17 protein-coding genes are annotated in these 19322 nt (G+C 47.7%); 8 read left to right on the top strand and 9 right to left on the bottom strand.

Features of this window, described 5'->3' with window-relative positions:
• The first annotated feature begins 41 nt into the window (after positions 1–41).
• Complete coding sequence (gene infA / locus RM811_RS08530; RefSeq protein ID WP_020583463.1) at positions 42–260, top strand: translation initiation factor IF-1; 219 nt, start codon at positions 42–44, stop codon at positions 258–260.
• Between the two features lie 33 nt (positions 261–293).
• Here infA and clpA read toward each other — a convergent pair whose 3' ends face one another.
• The 3 genes from clpA to icd all read right to left on the bottom strand — a co-directional run bounded on the left by clpA (position 294) and on the right by icd (position 4607).
• On the bottom strand, positions 294–2600 hold the full coding sequence (clpA, locus tag RM811_RS08535) for an ATP-dependent Clp protease ATP-binding subunit ClpA (protein WP_402522907.1): 2307 nt from the start codon (positions 2598–2600) through the stop codon (positions 294–296).
• A 21-nt stretch (positions 2601–2621) separates the two neighbouring features.
• On the bottom strand, positions 2622–2978 hold the full coding sequence (clpS, locus tag RM811_RS08540; protein WP_402522909.1) for an ATP-dependent Clp protease adapter ClpS: 357 nt from the start codon (positions 2976–2978) through the stop codon (positions 2622–2624).
• A gap of 372 nt (positions 2979–3350) precedes the next feature.
• Positions 3351–4607: an NADP-dependent isocitrate dehydrogenase gene (gene icd / locus RM811_RS08545; protein ID WP_402522911.1), complete on the bottom strand. Its 1257-nt coding sequence runs from the start codon at positions 4605–4607 to the stop codon at positions 3351–3353.
• Positions 4608–4945: 338 nt separating this feature from the next.
• Here icd and mnmA point away from each other — a divergent pair, with 338 nt between their 5' ends.
• From mnmA to purB, 4 genes are all read left to right on the top strand, one after another.
• Positions 4946–6091, top strand: coding sequence for a tRNA 2-thiouridine(34) synthase MnmA (gene mnmA, locus RM811_RS08550; RefSeq protein WP_402522914.1), 1146 nt, complete (start codon positions 4946–4948; stop codon positions 6089–6091).
• 60 nt (positions 6092–6151) lie between these two features.
• A complete protein-coding gene (hflD, locus tag RM811_RS08555; protein ID WP_402522916.1) occupies positions 6152–6763 on the top strand; it encodes a high frequency lysogenization protein HflD in 612 nt (203 codons plus the stop codon).
• Positions 6764–6918: 155 nt separating this feature from the next.
• Complete coding sequence (locus RM811_RS08560) at positions 6919–7416, top strand: hypothetical protein (RefSeq protein ID WP_402522918.1); 498 nt, start codon at positions 6919–6921, stop codon at positions 7414–7416.
• 169 nt (positions 7417–7585) lie between these two features.
• A complete protein-coding gene (purB, locus tag RM811_RS08565) occupies positions 7586–8956 on the top strand; it encodes an adenylosuccinate lyase (protein WP_402522921.1) in 1371 nt (456 codons plus the stop codon).
• Between the two features lie 5 nt (positions 8957–8961).
• Here purB and RM811_RS08570 read toward each other — a convergent pair whose 3' ends face one another.
• Positions 8962–10458 carry a DHA2 family efflux MFS transporter permease subunit gene (locus tag RM811_RS08570; RefSeq protein ID WP_402522923.1) on the bottom strand — a complete coding sequence of 499 codons (1497 nt, stop codon included), beginning with the start codon at positions 10456–10458 and terminating at the stop codon, positions 8962–8964.
• Entirely contained in the window at positions 10448–11473 is a 1026-nt protein-coding gene (locus RM811_RS08575; protein ID WP_402522925.1) for an efflux RND transporter periplasmic adaptor subunit, read from the bottom strand. Before RM811_RS08575 ends, RM811_RS08570 begins: the two co-directional genes overlap by 11 nt.
• 303 nt (positions 11474–11776) lie before the next feature.
• Here RM811_RS08575 and RM811_RS08580 point away from each other — a divergent pair, with 303 nt between their 5' ends.
• A complete protein-coding gene (locus RM811_RS08580; protein WP_402522928.1) occupies positions 11777–12004 on the top strand; it encodes a hypothetical protein in 228 nt (75 codons plus the stop codon).
• On the opposite strand, the gene RM811_RS08585 is transcribed toward RM811_RS08580, so the two are convergent.
• From RM811_RS08585 to RM811_RS08600, 4 genes are all read right to left on the bottom strand, one after another.
• On the bottom strand, positions 11993–14170 hold the full coding sequence (locus RM811_RS08585; RefSeq protein WP_402522930.1) for a malate synthase G: 2178 nt from the start codon (positions 14168–14170) through the stop codon (positions 11993–11995). The two genes, RM811_RS08580 and RM811_RS08585, sit on opposite strands and share 12 nt — an antisense overlap.
• 244 nt (positions 14171–14414) lie before the next feature.
• Complete coding sequence (locus RM811_RS08590; RefSeq protein WP_402522932.1) at positions 14415–15575, bottom strand: L-lactate dehydrogenase; 1161 nt, start codon at positions 15573–15575, stop codon at positions 14415–14417.
• Between the two features lie 187 nt (positions 15576–15762).
• On the bottom strand, positions 15763–15894 hold the full coding sequence (locus RM811_RS08595) for a hypothetical protein (protein WP_402522934.1): 132 nt from the start codon (positions 15892–15894) through the stop codon (positions 15763–15765).
• A gap of 183 nt (positions 15895–16077) precedes the next feature.
• Positions 16078–17010 carry a LysR family transcriptional regulator gene (locus RM811_RS08600; protein WP_402522936.1) on the bottom strand — a complete coding sequence of 311 codons (933 nt, stop codon included), beginning with the start codon at positions 17008–17010 and terminating at the stop codon, positions 16078–16080.
• A gap of 157 nt (positions 17011–17167) precedes the next feature.
• On the opposite strand from RM811_RS08600, the gene aceA reads away from it, so the two are divergent.
• Together aceA and RM811_RS08610 are read left to right on the top strand one after the other, a co-directional pair.
• Positions 17168–18484 carry an isocitrate lyase gene (aceA, locus tag RM811_RS08605; RefSeq protein ID WP_402522938.1) on the top strand — a complete coding sequence of 439 codons (1317 nt, stop codon included), beginning with the start codon at positions 17168–17170 and terminating at the stop codon, positions 18482–18484.
• 234 nt (positions 18485–18718) lie between these two features.
• Entirely contained in the window at positions 18719–19240 is a 522-nt protein-coding gene (locus tag RM811_RS08610) for a hypothetical protein (RefSeq protein WP_402522941.1), read from the top strand.
• Positions 19241–19322 lie beyond the last annotated feature (82 nt).

A 19322-nucleotide genomic window follows, 5' to 3' on the forward strand; every position in this document is an offset into this window, starting at 1 on the left:
TTTAATCAAGCCGTACCAATCCCCTTTGAGGTAGTTATTTAATGGCAAAAGAAGAGAGTCTGGAAATGGAGGGTGTTGTTATCGACACCCTCCCAAATACTATGTTTCGTGTAGAACTGGAAAATGGTCATGTGGTTACTGCACACATTTCCGGTAAAATGCGCAAAAACTATATCCGAATTCTGACTGGCGACCGGGTAAAAGTAGAACTGACTCCATATGATTTGACCAAAGGTCGCATCACTTACCGTTCTCGCTAAAACAGGGGCACTCAGCCCCTGAGTTTTCCACTTCTACCCTGTCCCACTATCGATCGCCTCAAGGTCTGAAGCCCTGCTTTTGGTTGCCTCAAACTTGAGGTACAGCTCCCCTTTGCGGACCGTGACTTTAACGTTACCACCATTTTCAGCGAGTTTACCAAAGAGAATCTGTTCAGCCATTGGCTTCTTCAAATGCTCTTGAATAATTCGCCCCATGGGCCTTGCACCCATCTGACGATCAAACCCTTTCTCGGATAACCACGTTCTGGCCTTGTCATCAATATCTAACTGAACCCGCTTTTCATCCAACTGCGCTTGCAGCTCAGTAAGGAACTTATCGACAACATGTTTGATAATGTCGTCATTCAGTGAGGCAAAAGGAATAATGGCATCCAGACGATTCCTGAATTCAGGCGTAAATGTCTTTTTGATAGCTTCACTGCCATCGGTGGTATGATCCTGCTCCACGAAACCGATTGAGCTTCGTGTCATATTGGCTGCACCGGCATTGGTGGTCATGATAACAATGACATTTCTGAAGTCTGCTTTACGACCATTGTTGTCTGTCAGAGTACCGTGATCCATAACCTGCAATAACAGATTGAAGACATCAGAGTGTCCTTTTTCAATCTCATCCAGTAACAAAACACAGTGTGGTGTTTTATTGACAGCTTCGGTTAGCAGGCCACCCTGATCAAACCCGACATAGCCAGGCGGTGCGCCAATCAGGCGGGATACCGTATGAGCCTCCATATACTCAGACATGTCAAAGCGAACCAGCTCAATACCCAGGGCTTGAGCCAATTGACGACAAACCTCTGTCTTACCCACCCCGGTCGGACCGGAGAACAAGAAAGAACCCACGGGTTTTTCAGGTGCTTTGAGCCCTGCCCTCGATAATTTAATGGCCGTTGATAAAGAAGCAATGGCCTCGTCCTGACCAAACACGACCATTTTTAAATTGCGCTCAAGCTTGCCAAGCAGCTCCTTATCAGAAGAAGAAACGGACTTGGGCGGAATTCTTGCCATTTTGGCAACGATGCTTTCTACATCGCCCACATCAATCACCTTCTTTCTATTTTCCACGGGCTGAAGTCTCTGATAGGCTCCAGCTTCATCAATAACGTCAATAGCCTTATCCGGCATATGGCGATCATTGATATAGCGTCCAGCTAACTCGGCAGCCGCTTTTAAAGCTTCATCAAGATATTTGATTTCATGATGTTCTTCGAATTTCGTCTTAAGTCCAAGGAGAATCTGGATAGTATCCTCAACACTGGGTTCAGTAATATCGACTTTCTGGAACCTTCTGGCAAGGGCTCGATCTTTTTCAAAGATGCCACGAAATTCCTGAAAAGTTGTAGAGCCGATACAGCGTAGTTCCCCGGATGTGAGCATCGGCTTAAGAAGGTTCGATGCATCCATCACACCGCCCGATGCTGCACCTGCACCAATAATGGTATGAATTTCATCAATAAACAAAATCGCATGATCATGTTTCTTAAGTTCGCTCAGTAACTGCTTGAATCTCTTCTCAAAATCACCGCGATACTTAGTGCCCGCCAATAGTGAACCGAGATCCAGAGAATAGACAACAGCCTTGGATAATACTTCTGGAACATCACCATCAACAATGCGTCGTGCAAGACCTTCAGCAATAGCGGTCTTTCCCACACCGGCTTCACCAACCAGTAAAGGGTTGTTTTTACGACGACGAGTGAGAATCTGGCAGACTCGCTCAACTTCTTCAGTCCGACCAATCAGTGGGTCAATCCGGCCAAGACGAGCCTGTTCATTCAGGTCTGTTGTATACAGTTTGAGAGGGTTTTTGCTACTACCACCGGAGGTTTCCGGCTCCATATCATCAGCAAGGTCATGACCAAGTTCTTCAAGCTCCTGTCCCGGTGTTTTGGCAATGCCATGGGCAATAAAATTGACCACATCAATCCGCGCAACATCCTGCTGCTTCAGAAAGTAAACTGCCTGACTTTCCTGCTCACTGAAGATGGCTACCAGAACGTTGGCTCCGGTCACTTCTTTCTTACCTGAGCTTTGAACATGAAAAACTGCACGCTGAAGAACCCGCTGAAAACCGAGCGTTGGTTGAGTCTCACGCTCCTGGTCATCATCGGGAATTAAGGGTGTTGTTGAACTGACAAACTCAGTGAGATCCTGACGAAGTTTATTCAGATCAATACCGCAGGAGACAAGAACTCTTGCTGCGGATTCATTATCAAGTAAAGCAAGTAAAAGATGCTCTACAGTCATGAACTCATGACGGTTATCGCGGGCATCTTTAAATGCGTTGTTCAGTGTTGCTTCGAGGTCTTTATTGAGCATAATGGTGTAACCTTGAAAACGCTAATCGGCCTTTTCTGCCTTACACTGCAGGGGATGGTCGTTCTCTCTGGAATATTCATTAACCTGCTGAGCCTTGGTTTCCGCGACGTCCTTGCTATATACACCACAAACTGCCTTTCCCTGGGTATGTACCATCAGCATAGTTTGAGTCGCCTTCCCCTCTGGCATACTGAAAAATTTCTCCAGTACCTCAACAACAAAATCCATTGGTGTAAAATCATCATTCAGGAGCAAGACCTGAAACATGGATGGGGGGGACAGCCTGGTTTTTTCTGGAACGACCGCAACGTCCAGACCACCATCCTGTTCCTCTCCCTCTCTTTCCAAGCTTAGACGAAACAGTTCGAGATTACTCATGGTTTTATGACTGCCAACCTTCAATATCCATCATTACTGTCTGGTAACTCATACCTTAATCAAGGTACCGAAAGCAATTACTACTGCCAATCATAAAAAACAACGAGCACTAATAATTGATCGGCACCACATAGGGAGATTTGACTGCAAAAATAAATTAGTGCGCATTTATTAAAAAACCGGCAACGCCATTATGCCTTCACTTCTTATTTTAAAGATACTGGAGCAAATCACAACGATGAGCTAGGAAAAAAAACAGACGAGAACGCCCCGGGGGAGAAAAAACAGGCAGAGTTATCTTCTAAAATTGTTGAATTAAAAAAGCCGGAAACAATATTCCGGCTTTTTCAGATTAAAAATCAGTTAGTCTGATTACATGTGTTTGATGATTTCATCAGCAAATTCAGAGCACTTAACCAGGGTCGCGCCTTCCATCAGTCGCTCAAAATCATAGGTTACGGTCTTGGCCCCGATGGCTCCATCAATACCCTTGATGATGAGATCGGCAGACTCATTCCACCCCATGTGACGCAGCATCATTTCAGCAGAAAGAATAATAGAGCCAGGGTTGACCTTATCCTGACCAGCATACTTTGGTGCAGTACCGTGAGTGGCTTCAAACACTGCAGTTGGCGCACCAATATTGGCGCCCGGAGCGATACCGATACCACCAACCTGAGCAGCCAGCGCATCAGAAATGTAGTCACCATTAAGGTTCAAAGTGGCAATGACATCGTATTCTTCAGGACGCAGGAGGATTTGCTGCAGGAAAGCGTCAGCAATGACATCCTTAATAACAATATCTTCGCCAGTGTTCGGGTTTTTGACAGTGTGCCATGGACCGCCATCCAAAGGCTGGCCAGAAAAATATTCTACGGCTGTCTCATAACCCCAGTCTTTGAAAGCACCTTCAGTGAATTTCATGATGTTACCCTTGTGAACCAGGGTAACCGACTTGCGATTATTATCGATGGCAAACTGAATGGCTTTTTTCACCAGTCGCTCAGTACCTTGCTTGGACACAGGCTTCACACCAATACCGCAGTCTTTTTCAAAGCGGATTTTGGTAACCCCCATTTCATCCCGCAGGAAGCTGATCACCTTGTCGGCTTCTGCACTGCCGGCTTTCCACTCGATACCTGCATAGATGTCTTCCGAGTTTTCACGGAAGATGACCATATCGGTCTTTTCTGGCTCTTTAACAGGGCTGGGTACGCCTTTGAACCAGCGAACCGGACGAATACAGGTAAACAGATCCAGCTCCTGACGAAGCGCTACATTCAGCGAACGAATACCACCACCCACCGGTGTGGTCAGAGGTCCTTTGATACTGACAACGTACTCTTTCAGGGCTTCCAGCGTTTCTTCCGGCATCCAGGTATTTTCATCGTACACTTGAGTCGCTTTTTCGCCACAGAAGACTTCCATCCATTCAACTTTTCGCTTACCTGCGTAAGCTTTTTCAACAGCAGCATCAACCACTTTCAGCATGGCGGGTGAAACGTCAGCCCCGATACCATCGCCTTCAATGTAAGGAATAACCGGGGTATCCGGAACATTCAGGGAGAGGTCCTCGTTGACAGTGATTTTGTCACCGCTGGCAGGCACCTTGATCTTTTGGTATCCCATTATCAACTCCGTTCTCTAATCATCGGTTTGGCCAGATGAAGCCTGGTTAAACGCTTTTTTCTTAATAAGAAGGCCGTTATATAAAACAGGCAGTTAGATCCGACAGGCATGCAGAAAATATTAAACGCATAACAGGAACCGGGGTGCTGTCTGGACAACGCCTTGGCTCATAAATGCCGCGTACACCATATACCATCCTTAATCAGGAATAAATGAAGATTTGTTAAAAAGCGAAACGGCCATCTGGATTTACCACTATAAATTTCAACCCTTCTGGCGCTTATTTGCTGGTAAAGGTAAAATGCGCAGCTATTTTTGACCGGTGGCAGTAATCCCCAGTGATAAAACAACCTTCCCTCCCTTCAAAGCTCTCTTCGCAGCTTTCTTCGCAGAGAAGCCGAGTCATTGTCGGCATGTCCGGCGGTGTTGATTCATCCGTATCTGCTTTGCTTCTGCAGCAACAGGGCTATCAGGTGGAAGGCCTCTTCATGAAGAACTGGGAAGAGGATGACGGCTCTGAATATTGTACCGCCATGTCTGATCTGGCTGATGCACAGGCTGTCTGTGACAAACTCGGCATTACGTTGCATAAAGCTAATTTTGCTGCGGAATATTGGGATAATGTTTTTGAACACTTCCTCCATGAATATCGTAATGGCAGAACGCCTAACCCGGATATCCTGTGCAACAAAGAGATCAAATTCAAGGCATTCCTGGACTACACCCTGACGCTGGGCAGTGATTTGATTGCCATGGGTCATTATTGTCGCCGGATTGACCGTGATGGTCACAGTTTTCTGGTTAAAGGTGTTGATAACAACAAGGATCAAACCTACTTCCTCCATGCGGTCAATGAGGCACAAATTGCCCGAACCCTTTTCCCTGTTGGCGACCTGGAAAAGCCTGAAGTCAGGCGGATTGCGGAAAAGCATGGGCTGGTTACTTATAACAAGAAAGACAGTACAGGCATCTGCTTTATTGGAGAACGACGCTTTAAAGACTTTCTCCAGCAATACCTTCCTGCCCAACCGGGTGCCATTGAAACCGTAGAAGGTCAGGTTATCGGTGAGCATGCCGGCCTGATGTATCACACCATTGGTCAGCGTCAGGGGCTGGGAATTGGCGGCTTGAAAAACGCCACTGAAGCGCCCTGGTATGTTCTGGATAAAAACCTTGAACGCAACGTTCTGATCGCAGGCCAGGGTAAGGATCATCCCCTGCTCTTCTCCCAGAGCCTGACCTGTTCGCATATTGACTGGGTTTCTGGCGAACCACCGGTAACACCCTGCAAGCTAAAGGCAAAAGTACGATATCGTCAGCAGGATCAGGACTGCGTCCTCACCAGAGAAGCCAATGGTGATTATCGGGTCACCTTTAACCATCCCCAAAGAGCGGTGACTCCTGGTCAGTCAGTGGTGTTCTATGACGATCAGGTATGCCTTGGCGGTGGTGTTATTGAAACACGGACTCAAGCAACTATTTGACCTTTCAGGCATTTAGTAAGCGTTATCAACCACAACGAAAACTCTCAGAGAAGAAGATTGGTGCGATATTCTACAAAGGATCAGGCGGCTGCATTATCTGGCGTGTTCCAGGCCGCAGAGCTGGTAGACAAATTGGCCAGAACCGGGCAATTGAGTGAAGAGGCGCTGACCCCTTCTATTCACAGTATTTTTGTCACCTCTCCCGGCGATGTGTCAGAGGTTTATGGTGGCTTCGATAAGTTGAGCATTGGGCGCAAAACTCTGGAGTCGGTCTTAAGCAGGGACAGCTCTGCCATTCAGGGGGATGTTATCCGGTATGCCCTGGCGATGATCCATATTGAGAAGAAGCTGAGCCGAAACCCTGAAATGCTCAATACCATTGGTCAGCGTCTGGTCAGAACCAAAGAGCAGGTGGCTCATTTTGGCATGCTTCATGAAAATGTGATTGCCAGTCTTGCCAGCATTTATCTTGATACCATCAGTACCTTCAAGACCAGAATACAGGTGGCCGGTGATATGCGTTACTTACAGAGCCCGGTCAACTCCAACCGGGTTCGGGCTATTCTTCTGGCGGGTATTCGCTCTGCTACGCTTTGGCGTCAGTGTGGAGGCAGCCGCTGGCATCTGTTCATCAACCGCAAAAAGCTGCAGGATGGCCTGAAAAGTCTCTGAGAAGCAAACCCTGCTCTTTAAATTATATGGGTGAATGTCGTGGGATGTGCCTTGCTCAATTAGACACAGCACTACTGACTATAATGATCTGATGCCACTGGTAGATATTACCAATTATCAATAATCGACTTCATTCACCCTTTAATAGTAAAAATATGAATAATAAAAAACCTTCGTTTAAGAAAATTATTTCAAGTGGGTTACTTCTTCTTGTGGTGATAGTGGCTATCGCCTTATTCAAGCTCATCTATTACTCCAGTAAGTACCCCAATCTGCACAAATTTGGCATCAATGACTGGCATGCGAATTGTGAAGGATCAGGTCGTTTCTATCGGATGCTGTCAACGAACAACAGGTCCAATAAAGGCGGGCACTATATTACATCACGAACACTGGGTTTCATGAATGACCGCCATGAGGTTGTATATCAAACATCCCACTTTGATGGTAACTCCCTTGATACCGACGGCGTCTGGCGTTTTCATTACAATGAATTTGACCCAAGGATGTTTACCAAAAAAGATCAAAGCATTTTATGGGGTGATGAGCAGTCTTTTGAAATTGCAGAAGATTTCAGTTCAATGAGCGTTATCAGAGAATCTGGCACACCTTTGCAACTGGAGTGTACTGGCATGAAACGGCCAAAAGACTGAAGACTGCTCCATGCAAGGCAGTTGTTCAGTGCTAAAGCACTATCACCAGAGAATTTGCTCACAACAAAAAGACAGAAACATCCTCTTGAACACCCACTCAAAACAGTGAAACTCACAGACGTATCCGTTATCATGCGCCCTTTTCCCCCGAGCATAAGGCATATAAAACATGGAGCTGAACTCACTGACCGCTGTCTCCCCTATTGATGGCCGTTATGGTGACAAGACCCAATCCCTGAGACCCATTTTCAGTGAATATGGACTGATCCGCTTTCGGGTAGCCGTTGAGGTTCGCTGGTTGCAATCTCTGGCCAAACACTCTGCCATTGCTGAAGTTCCCCCACTGTCTGAAGAAGCCAACCAGTTGCTGGACAATCTGGTCAGCGGTTTTTCCATGGCGGAAGCCGAGCGGGTCAAAGAGATTGAGCGCACCACCAATCATGATGTTAAAGCGGTGGAATACCTGATCAAGGAGCGCTTTGAGGGTAACGAGGAGCTGGCGTCTATCAGCGAGTTTGTCCATTTTGCCTGCACATCAGAAGACATCAATAACCTCTCCCATGGCCTGATGCTTAAAACTGGCATGGAAGAAGTGGTATTACCCGTCATGGGCAATATTATTGAAGCCATTGAGCACCTGGCTAAAACCCATGCCAGCCAGCCCATGCTATCCAGAACCCATGGTCAAACAGCCACACCAACGACACTGGGCAAGGAAATGGCGAATGTGGCCTACCGTCTGAAACGTCAGCTTAAGCAGATTGAAAGCATTGTACCCATGGGGAAAATTAATGGTGCTGTGGGCAACTATAATGCCCACTTATCAGCATACCCGGAAATCAACTGGGCGGAACACGCTGAGCAGTTTGTCACCAGCCTTGGCCTTGAATTTAATCCCTACACCACCCAGATTGAGCCTCACGATTATATTGCCGAACTATATGATGCCATCTGCCGTTTCAACACCATTCTGATTGATTTTGACCGGGATGTATGGGGTTATATTTCTCTGGGTTACTTCAAGCAGAGAACCGTCGCCGGTGAAGTGGGTTCTTCCACCATGCCTCACAAGGTTAACCCCATTGATTTTGAAAACTCGGAAGGCAATCTGGGGATTGCCAACGCTATCATGCAGCATCTGGCGTCCAAACTGCCGGTTTCCCGCTGGCAGCGTGATCTGACTGATTCAACAGTATTGCGTAATATGGGCGTTGGTCTGGGTCAGAGCCTTATTGCTTATGCGGCCACCCTGAAGGGTATTGGCAAGTTGGAAGCCTCGCCTGCCCGCCTTGATAAAGACCTTGATAATGCCTGGGAAGTGCTTGCAGAACCGATTCAAACCGTAATGCGTCGCTATGGTATTGAGCAGCCTTATGAGAAATTGAAAGCACTGACCCGGGGTCAGGATGGCATCACCCGCGAAACGCTGGCCAGTTTTATCGATGGTCTGGAACTGCCCGCCAATGTTAAAGAGGAGCTGAAAGCGATGACGCCATCAAATTACATTGGCAATGCAGTTGAGCAGGCACTGGCGATCTGAAGCAATCAGGGAGCTCCTGTTGTCTGACCCTTTTTGAACAGGGCCAGTAACAGGATCAACACCAGATAAATCACCATCATAAAACCAAAACTGTAAACGAAAGCCAGCATGGATGATTGCTGCTCCAGAAGAACAGCAATCTGCTTCAGGAATACCGGATCTGTCATCACCTCACCCTGCTTCTGCGCATACTGCTGTAACAGCGGGTTATCTAACGATAATGCGCCGCCGAGACTATGCCATTCGGATTGCTTCACCCGGGTAAAGAACGTATTAACAATAGCAATACCGATGGATGCCCCAATACTTCGGCACAGGCTAAACAGGGCGGCTCCCCCAGTAATGTATTCCGGCTTTAGCGTTGAGAATGCGATTTGGGACAAAGGGGCAAACACCAGCCCCATGCCGCCTCCCTGAATAATGGCTGGTAAGATAATCCAGAAAGGATCAATGTCAAAGGAGTAGAAAGTCATCAGCCAGACACCCAGGGCGTTCAGACTCAACCCCACCAGCACTAACAGACGACTGTCCAGCCTATCTATTATTGGTGCCACACAGAGCAAAACAACCGCTGAGGCCAAGCCTCTTGGCGCCATCATAAAGCCAGTAGTTTCCACCGGGTAATTCAACAGATCCTGTAGCATCATTGGCTGCAGTTGCAATACGCCAAATGTTCCCATGGCAAAGCAACCAACCACCAGGCAGGCCATTCCCAGATTTCGATCTTTCATCAACCAGACCGGTGCAATGGCACCTTTGGTCACCAGCGAACGGGAAATAAAGAAAACCAGCATGAATACGCAGATGACCGATGAAAAAAGAATCAGGCTGGAGTTGAACCAGTCTTTCTCATTGCCCTGAGACAGCACCATCTGCAATAGACCAATACCGATGGCCATGCTGAGCACCAGGGGCCAGTCCACCGAACTCTTCCCACGATTATTGACGTGAATATTACGAAAAATCAGAAAAAGACAGAGAGCGCCCATGGGCAGATTGATATAAAACACCCATCGCCAGTCAAGATGTTCGGTAATAGTCCCACCCACCACAGGCCCCAGAATCGGGCCAACCATCACCCCGATACTGAACATGGCCATGGCTTTTCCCCGCTCAGCTCTGGAATAGGTCTGCACCAGAATTGACTGGGCCAGCGGAATAACCGATGCCCCAAAAGCACCCTGCAAAATCCGAAAGACCACCATTTCCATTAATGAATCCGCCTGACCACACAAGGCTGACATGACGATAAAACCGGCAATGGAATAGATCAGCAGGTTACGTTCACCAAAACGCAGGGTCAGCCAGGCGGCCAGGGGAATACAAATCGCTTCAGCCATGCTGTAACTGGTCAGCACCCAGGTAATCTGAGTGGAGGTGGCACCCAGCGATCCCATCATATTCGGCAGCGCAACATTGGCGACGGTCATATCAATCAGCACCATCAGTGCCGACAAAATGATGGTAATGGTGATTGCCGCGCGACTGATATTAGCGGTCATGGGCGGCGGTCGTGGTGTCCACAGTCACGGTGGCACTAGAGCCGACTCTTAACGGACTTGTGCCTTTTTGGTCATCATGATCAAGCAAGCGAATACTGACCGGAAATCGCTGACTGATTTTCACCCAGTTCCCCGTGGCATTTTCCGGAGGCAATAAAGAAAACGCTGAGCCGCTGGCCGGGGAAATAGCCGCCACCACGCCCGAGAAGGTTTTACCTGGATACATGTCCAGCTGAACACTGGCAGACATGCCCGGCTGAATACGCCCAAGGTCATCCTCTTTAAAATTGGCCTGAATCCAGAAACTGCGGGAAACCACTAGCGGTGTCAGAGCCTGGCCTACATTAACGATGCTACCGGGATGAACACTGATCCTGCCCAGCTCACCCTCAATCGGTGCGGAAATATTGGTATAGGACAGATTAAGGGTGGCCAGCATCAGCGCCGCTGCTGCTTCCTGTACCGATGGTGCTTCTGTCCCTTCCATCCCCTGCTCTGCTTCCAGCTGAGCCATATGGGCCTGGGCACTGGCCAGATCATTCTGAGCGGTGGTCAGGGCTGCCCGGGCATTATCACCGTCCTGCTCTGGCAGCACACCCTCCGACACCAACGTCATGGTGCGCCGGTAATTCACCTGTACCCTGCGAAGATTCGCGGCAGCGGAGGAGATATCCGAACTGGCAGCAAGAATACCCTCACTTGCCGCTTCATTTTCTTTTGTAGCTAAGCCATAGGCTGCCCTCGCCCTGTCGAGTTGTGCTTGATAAATGGCAGGATCAATCTGAAACAGCATCTCGCCCTCTTGCACAGACTCATAGTGATCCACATTGACGACGCTGACCCTGCCACTGACCTGCGGAGCTATGTAGATAATGTTCCCGTGAACATAGGCATCGTTAGTGGAGGGATAGTGCTTCTGGTATTCAAGATAAAAATACCCTCCCGTCGATAGCAGTAACAGAACTACAACAATAATGAACCAGCGTCGTATTGGATGAGGGGTTGTATTATCCATTCTTGAAACCAGTACAGCAGAAATCAGAAAAGTGAGAAAAGCCGAGTCCTCGTCACCTTATTCCAGAGGAGAGACCGACAGGTTGATTTGAGGGGGAAATATCAGGAAATATTAGTACAGAGGAGGGTGTTGGTCTAACGATCTCAGCTTTGGGATACGCTGTGACACCTACCAAGAGCTTTAGCGGAAGGGAAGTATCTATTATCAAAACATATAATTCTAAAGAACTTATTTGTTTTAAAGTGGTCTCAGGCATCAGATATTTCATAACCAGTGAGACAGACAATGGATCAAATGCGGGGAATGACCGGAAAGACCAGCATCAGCGAATTCCCGAAATCACCCCACAGCGAAGAAGCTGTCCCTTTAATCAGCCCGGCTAAGTCGTTGCTAATGCGTAAATTTCCTGAGAAAAAGGGTCTGGATGAACAGCCGGGGTTGCACAGCGTTGGAATAACATTCAACCCTATTTTAAAAACTGAAAAAGTCAAAGACACCTCCCAAAGGGAGGCGAATGCCTCACCTCTTTAAGCGCTTAAACTCTTTTCGTTTCTGGTGAAGAACCGGCTCAGTATAACCACTGGGCTGTTCACACCCCTTGAAAACCAGCTCACAGGCCGCAGAGAAAGCAATACTGTCGTCGAAACTGGATGCCATGGGTTGATAGGCCGGATCATTGGTGTTTTGACGATCAACAACCACCGCCATCCGCTTCATGGTTGCCAAAACCTGATCTTCACTGCAGATGCCATGACGAAGCCAGTTAGCAATGTGCTGGCTGGATATCCTCAATGTTGCCCGGTCTTCCATCAGGCCGACATTGTTGATATCGGGTACTTTTGAACAGCCCACGCCCTGGTCAATCCAGCGAACCACATAACCGAGAATGCCCTGCGCGTTGTTATCCAGCTCCTTCTGAATCGTTTCTGGTGACAGTTCCCTGCCCTGTTCCAGAACCGGTATTTGCAGAATGTCATCAACACTGGCCCGTTTACGGCCAGCCAATTCCTGCTGCCGTGCCGATACATTGATCTGATGATAATGGGTAGCATGCAAAGTTGCCCCATTGGGCGATGGCACCCAGGCGGTGTTTGCACCTGAGAGTGGATGCCCCGCCTTTTGCTCCAGCATTTTGGCCATTTCATCGGGCATGGCCCACATACCCTTACCAATTTGGGCTTTACCCGGTAAACCGGTGGCCAGACCAATATCCACATTTTGATCTTCATAGGCCTGAATCCATCGGGATTGTTTCATCTCACCTTTGGGGATCATGGGGCCCGCTTCCATACTGGTATGAATCTCATCACCGGTTCGGTCAAGAAACCCGGTATTGATAAAGACAATCCGCTCTTTCGCCGCCCGAATGCACTCTTTCAGGTTGATTGAGGTTCTGCGTTCCTCATCCATAATCCCAACTTTCAAGGTGTTGGCAGGAAGGTCAAGGGCACTTTCGATACCACTGAACAGCTTGCAGGTAAAGGCAACTTCTTCAGGGCCATGCATCTTTGGTTTTACAATATAAACACTGCCCTTGCGGGAGTTCTGGCACGGGCCTGTATTTTTCAGATCATGGATGGCAATCATGGAAGTGAACATAGCATCCATAATGCCCTCAGGAATTTCATTACCCCCGGCATCCAGAATGGCATCGTTAGTCATCAGGTGACCTACATTCCGGACAAACATCAGGCTTCGGCCAGGTAAAACCAGTTCACTGCCATCCGGTGCCGTGTAAACCCGGTCAGTATTGAGTTTACGCGTCAGTGGCTTACCCCCTTTAATGAAAGTATCTTCAAGCGTTCCTTTCATTAAACCGAGCCAGCTACGATATACCTGAACCTTGTCGTCTGCATCAACAGCCGCCACTGAATCCTCGCAGTCCATAATGGTGGTAATTGCAGCCTCGACGATCAGATCCTGAATACCTGCAGCGTCTTCTTTGCCAATAACGCCTTCAGGGTTAATCTGAATATCTATATGTAATTCATTGTTTTTTAACAGGATTGATTCTGGCTTATGCTTTGAGCCCGTGTAGCCGACAAACTTACCCGTATCTTTCAGCGAAGTAGCTGAACCATCTTTCAGGGCAACGGTAAGATTGTTTTCAACTACCTGATACTGAATCACATCTTTATGGCTCCCCGCAGTTAATGGTGCAGCCGTATCGAGCAGCTCCCGACCAAACTCGATGACTTTTCTGCCACGAACCGGGTTATAGCCTTTGCCTTTATCGGCTCCGTCACTTTCAGAAATAACATCCGTGCCATAGAGTGCGTCGTATAGACTGCCCCAACGTGCATTGGCTGCGTTCAGAGCAAATCGGGCATTCATAACGGGTACTACCAGCTGGGGGCCAGCCTGAATAGCAATTTCACTGTCCACATTTTCAGTGGTAATGGCGAAATCATCACCTTCCGGTAACAGATACCCAATATTCTCAAGGAAAGACTTATAGGCAGGACGAGTATCCGGTGTATAGACATTCTGCCGATGCCAGTTATCAATTTTCTGCTGAAATTCATCACGATGAGCCAGTAATACCTTGTTTTCAGGGGCAAGGTCTTGCACCAGATCTTCCAGGGACTGCCAGAATTGATCAGCATCAACCCCGGTTCCAGGTACAATCTCATTGACCAGTAAATCGTAGAGTACCGTTGCTATTTGCAGGCCACCCTTCTGGATACGTTCAGTCATTTCAACCTCATTTCCTGATTGTCATTATTATTAACTGTTGCCAGCACTATCCTGCTGCTCAGCCTCTGAAAAAGTCAACGAGTGGATAGACAGAATTTGAACCTGAAACTATCTACCGACCATTTCAAACAAAATCAATTCGATGTTCATGATATCCAGGCACAGCACGATTTCCAATTTACAACCGTAATGCCGGATATTTCTCATGTGAATGGTACAGCTACCTGCCTGAACCGATGAATTCTCAGGGTAAAAGCAGATTATGCAGGCCAATATCAGCAGCCTCCCGTTCACCAAGCAATGCCATGGTCGTGTCCATCTCTTTATGGATAATTTCCAGAGCTCGGGTTACACCGGATTCTCCGGCAGCCCCCAGGCCATAAGAGAACGCACGGCCAATAAAAACGCCTCGGGCTCCGAGTGCAATGGCCTTTAATACATCCTGACCGGAGCGGATACCTCCATCCATATATATCTCAACCTGATTATTCGCGGCTTTTATAATCTCAGGCAATATACTGATGGTTGATGGCGCTCCGTCCAGTTGACGCCCCCCATGGTTAGAAACCACAACGGCCTGGGCACCAATATCTATTGCCTGATATAAATCCTCGGTATCAAGTATGCCTTTCAGAATCAAAAAACCATCCCATTGATCCCGGATCCACTGAATATCTTTCCAGGTCAGCGTTGCATCCAGCTGCTCTGATGTCCATGAGGCCAGAGAACTGAGGTTTGAAACGCCTTTGGCATGCCCGACAATGTTGCCAAAGGTCCGGTGACGGCAGCGCATCATATTAAGACACCACGCGGGACGATTCAGAAACTGCATAAGAGAGGATAAGGAAATTTTGGGCGGCGCTGAGAGCTGGTTTTTCACATCCCTGTGTCGTTGACCCATAACCGGTAAATCCAGTGTGACAACCAGTGTATTACAACCAGCTACCCTGGCTCTTGCCATTAATTGTTGAGTAAAATCGCGATCTTTAAATACATAGAGCTGAAACCAGAAAGGCTGTTTTGTATGCTCTGAAACCGCTTCGACAGAGCAGATACTCAGAGTGGATAGAGTAAAAGGAACACCAAATGCTTCCGCCGCCCGGGCTGCAAGAATCTCACCCCCGGCATATTGCATGCCGGTCAGGCCGACGGGGGCCAGGGCAACCGGCATGGCCACTGGGGTTCGGGCCATAATTGAGGATGTAGTTCGTTGCGAAACATCCCTGCCAACACGCTGGCGAAACAAGACTTTACTGAAGTCACTTTCATTATGTCTATAAGTTCCTTCTGTCCAGGAGCCAGAATCGACGTAGTCATAAAACATTTTCGGGACTCGTTTTCTGGCCAGGAATTGTAAATCCTGAATAGTACATACCTTGTCCGGAATAGAGCGACTGGCAAACATGCGAATGTCCATCGTGACAACAATGTGGACTAAATCTAGCTCTGAGGATTATTTTCGCCAATGGAAGTAATAAGAAATGCTGAGAAAGGAATGCAGATATTATCTTGGTGAGCAGAATTATACAGAAACCCTTTTCCTTTATTCAAAGGAAAAAGGTTTCTAAAAAAGATCATAATTACGAGGAAAATCAGTCGTCCAGAACATCATCTTGCTGCTGTTCAGAGATCAGCAGATAATAGGACTCAGCTATAAACTCCTTGCACTCTTCAGCAACATCATACAGTGCATGTTCTGTTTCCAGGTCACTTAGCCAATCCATTTTTATCTCCTGTTATCCAACTGATTTTTTTGTACTTCAGGTGAGGATGACAGCTAAACACCTCTTGTTTCGCAGAAATCAGCGAAAGTGATCAGATTAAAACATATTGAAACACGCGGTGACAGAGTTAATTGTTATTCTCTGTTATTTGTTGTTTGGATGAGTAATAAATAACCAAATCTATCAATCCTTCGCTACCGATTTGATAATATTTCTCAACCACTGATGAGCCGAGTCATGATGTAATAACGGACTCCAGGCTATGGATAAGTCAAAGGATGGAATCTCAAAAGGAGGCCTGACCACGGCCAGTTCACTATTGAAACGCTGTGTGTCTGCCAGACGACTGGGAAGCGTTGCGATCAGATCATTTTGTGCAGACAGCAGTATGGCCACCTGATAATGACGGGTGAAGACACTGATCCTGCGTTTTTTGCCAACCGCAGCCAACGCTTCATCAACCCAGCCCAACCGCTGAACATCTTCAGGGTTAACCCCGACACCAACGCCCATGCCTGTTTTGCTGGCCCAGATATGCCGGGCTTCAAGATAGCTATCAAGGGTAAAGCGGTTGAGGATGGGGTTTTCTTTACGCACCACGCAGGAGAAGTCATCCTGCCAGATTCGCAATTGATGAAAAGACTGTGGCAGGCTATCGAAGCGATTAATGGCCATATCAACCCAGCCCTGCTCTACGTCATGAAAAGTGACGTCACTGGGGGTTAAGACATCCAGCGTAACGTTCGGGGCAGTCGAGCGCATTTGCTGCAAAACCAGCGGGATCAATGTGGACTCGGCATAATCCGATGCCATTATTCTGAATACCCGCTGACTGGTTTGTGGCGCAAACTCTTCTTTGGGCTGGATGGTTTTCTCCATCGCCAGCAACGCTTCACGGATCAGTGGCTGCAGCTCCAGTGCACGTGCAGTGGGTGTCATACCCCCACTGGTCCTGATCAACAGCGGGTCATTAAAAAGATCCCGAAGCCTGCGAAGCCCGTTGCTCATAGCGGGCTGAGTAATACCAAGCTGCTCGGCAGCACGGGTGACATTGCGCTCTCTGAGCAGAACATCCAGATACACCATCAGATTCAGATCAACACGTGCAATATTCATTCTAAAAATACCCAAGATAACCCTTATAAATTACCAGAATATTTCTCAGGTGTTTAGGATGGATATGGAAAATCAAACGATTGTTTGAATTCATGCATGCTTTACTGAATTTATAGTCGTATAACAACACCTCGCTTCCCGGGGGAGGGAAAATAAGATGGCTCGTTACAATCGCTCTGAAGAAATCGCCCGCATCGAAAAAGACTGGGCAGAAAACCCTCGCTGGAAAAATGTGACCAGAACCTACACGGCAGAAGATGTGGTTCGCCTGAGAGGCTCTATTAAGATTGAAAATACCATCGCCAGACAGGGCGCAGAAACGCTCTGGGATCTGGTATATGGGAATCAGGCAAAGAAAGGTTATGTTAACTGTCTGGGTGCGCTGACCGGTGGTCAGGCGGTTCAGCAGGTTAAAGCAGGTATTGAAGCGATCTATCTTTCTGGTTGGCAGGTTGCGGCAGATAACAACAGTGCCAGTACTATGTATCCGGATCAGTCACTCTATCCGGTTGATTCAGTACCTGCCGTTGTTAAACGTATAAACAACAGTTTCCGTCGCGCAGACCAGGTTCAATGGAAAACAGGCAAAACATCGGATGATGAAGGCTATGTGGAGATGTTTGCGCCTATCGTTGCCGATGCCGAAGCGGGTTTTGGTGGCGTACTGAATGCCTATGAACTTATGAAAGCCATGATCGAGGCGGGTGCTGCTGGCGTTCACTTTGAAGACCAGCTGGCTTCCGTCAAGAAGTGTGGCCATATGGGTGGTAAGGTACTGGTTCCAACTCAGGAAGCAATCCAGAAACTGACTGCGGCCCGACTGGCTGCTGATGTTGCCGACGTACCGACTATTGTTCTGGCTCGTACCGATGCCAATGCTGCTGACCTGATCACTTCTGACTGCGATCCTTACGATGCACCATACCTGACCGGAGGGAGAACCGCCGAAGGTTTCTTCCGTACCAAAGCCGGTATTGAACAGGCTATAGCCCGTGGCCTGGCCTACGCGCCTTATGCCGATCTTCTGTGGTGCGAAACAGCAACCCCTGATCTGGATGAAGCACGCAGGTTTGCAGAAGCAATCCAGGCCGAGTATCCAGACCAACTGCTGGCCTACAACTGCTCACCTTCTTTCAACTGGAAGAAGAATCTGGACGATGCCACCATCGCCAAATTCCAGCAGGAGCTGAGTGATATGGGCTACAAGTACCAGTTCATCACCCTCGCCGGTATCCATAACATGTGGTACAACATGTTTGAGCTGGCTCATAGCTACGCCCGGGGCGAAGGTATGAAGCACTACGTAGAAATGGTTCAGGAACCAGAATTTGCTGCTGCTGAAAAAGGCTACACGTTTGTGGCCCACCAGCAGGAAGTAGGTACCGGTTATTTTGATGATATGACGACCGTGATTCAGGGTGGACAGTCTTCGGTAACCGCATTAACGGGTTCTACTGAAGAAGAGCAGTTCTGATTCCGGGTAACAGCGCTTAACGAAAAAACCCGCATTTGCGGGTTTTTTTCTCTCGTCAGTGATTAAAAGAGAGAGGTTAACGTTCTGAATTCGTCAAAAAGCTGGCTGAACACCTGATCTTTTGATTTATATTGCTTATTGATAATCCTCTCCCTGCTCCAGCTTTGAACACTTAAAAATCATGGATTATTCTTATAAAAATAATCTCTTATAACACGCCATGGGAAGGAAGCCATGTCATTTAACGAACGCCTGCATGTAGCTAAGCAAACTTACCGTAACTACCTGCAAGATCACCCTAATGACAGGCTAAAGGCGCTCATAAAAGCAGTTGGCAGTTTTTATACCCGTCAGGTCACGGCATTGGATTCCTGCAATAAGCTACAACAACCAAAGGGGGGAGAGTCTCTTTCTTCACAGTCCGACAAAGCCCTCATAAAACGTAATGCTTCCTCACACTCCATAGATCCAGGCTTACCTGACGCTGACGCCTCTCTGGCTAATTGTGTTAATAAAAGAGAGGAGGTGCAGAAAGATGAAGCTCCATCGCCCAAGCTCGATGAAAGCATTGGAGAAAAAGCAGAAAGCCACCCGGCAATGGCTGATACCCCTGAAATTTTTCCTATACCCCGCACATCTCTTCTCGATAACAGCCACTCAAAACACAAAAGAGAACTGGCTAAGGCTGACCCCAAACGGAGACCACCTCGTCAAGTTAACCCTTTTAAAACGCAAAGACCGCCTAACAACAGTTAACCATGAGAATCCAACACCAAATCAAAAGCCTATGAAGGGTATTGCAGGAACTCCCTTAAAAAAGAACAGCTAAAAGCCTTAG

The organism is Endozoicomonas sp. (assembly GCF_031844845.1).
GTDB lineage: Bacteria > Pseudomonadota > Gammaproteobacteria > Pseudomonadales > Endozoicomonadaceae > Endozoicomonas.

Bases quoted from the DNA above. Each gene is read 5' to 3' on its own strand.
- infA (WP_020583463.1), top strand. From the start codon at position 42: ATGGCAAAAGAAGAGAGTCTGGAAATGGAGGGTGTTGTTATCGACACC.
- RM811_RS08580 (WP_402522928.1), top strand. From the start codon at position 11,777: ATGACCGGAAAGACCAGCATCAGCGAATTCCCGAAATCACCCCACAGC.
- RM811_RS08590 (WP_402522932.1), bottom strand. From the start codon at position 15,575: ATGTTTGCCAGTCGCTCTATTCCGGACAAGGTATGTACTATTCAGGAT.
- icd (WP_402522911.1), bottom strand. From the start codon at position 4,607: ATGGGATACCAAAAGATCAAGGTGCCTGCCAGCGGTGACAAAATCACT.
- RM811_RS08600 (WP_402522936.1), bottom strand. From the start codon at position 17,010: ATGAATATTGCACGTGTTGATCTGAATCTGATGGTGTATCTGGATGTT.
- purB (WP_402522921.1), top strand. From the start codon at position 7,586: ATGGAGCTGAACTCACTGACCGCTGTCTCCCCTATTGATGGCCGTTAT.
- RM811_RS08610 (WP_402522941.1), top strand. From the start codon at position 18,719: ATGTCATTTAACGAACGCCTGCATGTAGCTAAGCAAACTTACCGTAAC.
- RM811_RS08575 (WP_402522925.1), bottom strand. From the start codon at position 11,473: ATGGATAATACAACCCCTCATCCAATACGACGCTGGTTCATTATTGTT.
- RM811_RS08570 (WP_402522923.1), bottom strand. From the start codon at position 10,458: ATGACCGCTAATATCAGTCGCGCGGCAATCACCATTACCATCATTTTG.
- RM811_RS08595 (WP_402522934.1), bottom strand. From the start codon at position 15,894: ATGGATTGGCTAAGTGACCTGGAAACAGAACATGCACTGTATGATGTT.
- clpA (WP_402522907.1), bottom strand. From the start codon at position 2,600: ATGCTCAATAAAGACCTCGAAGCAACACTGAACAACGCATTTAAAGAT.
- RM811_RS08560 (WP_402522918.1), top strand. From the start codon at position 6,919: ATGAATAATAAAAAACCTTCGTTTAAGAAAATTATTTCAAGTGGGTTA.
- RM811_RS08585 (WP_402522930.1), bottom strand. From the start codon at position 14,170: ATGACTGAACGTATCCAGAAGGGTGGCCTGCAAATAGCAACGGTACTC.
- clpS (WP_402522909.1), bottom strand. From the start codon at position 2,978: ATGAGTAATCTCGAACTGTTTCGTCTAAGCTTGGAAAGAGAGGGAGAG.
- aceA (WP_402522938.1), top strand. From the start codon at position 17,168: ATGGCTCGTTACAATCGCTCTGAAGAAATCGCCCGCATCGAAAAAGAC.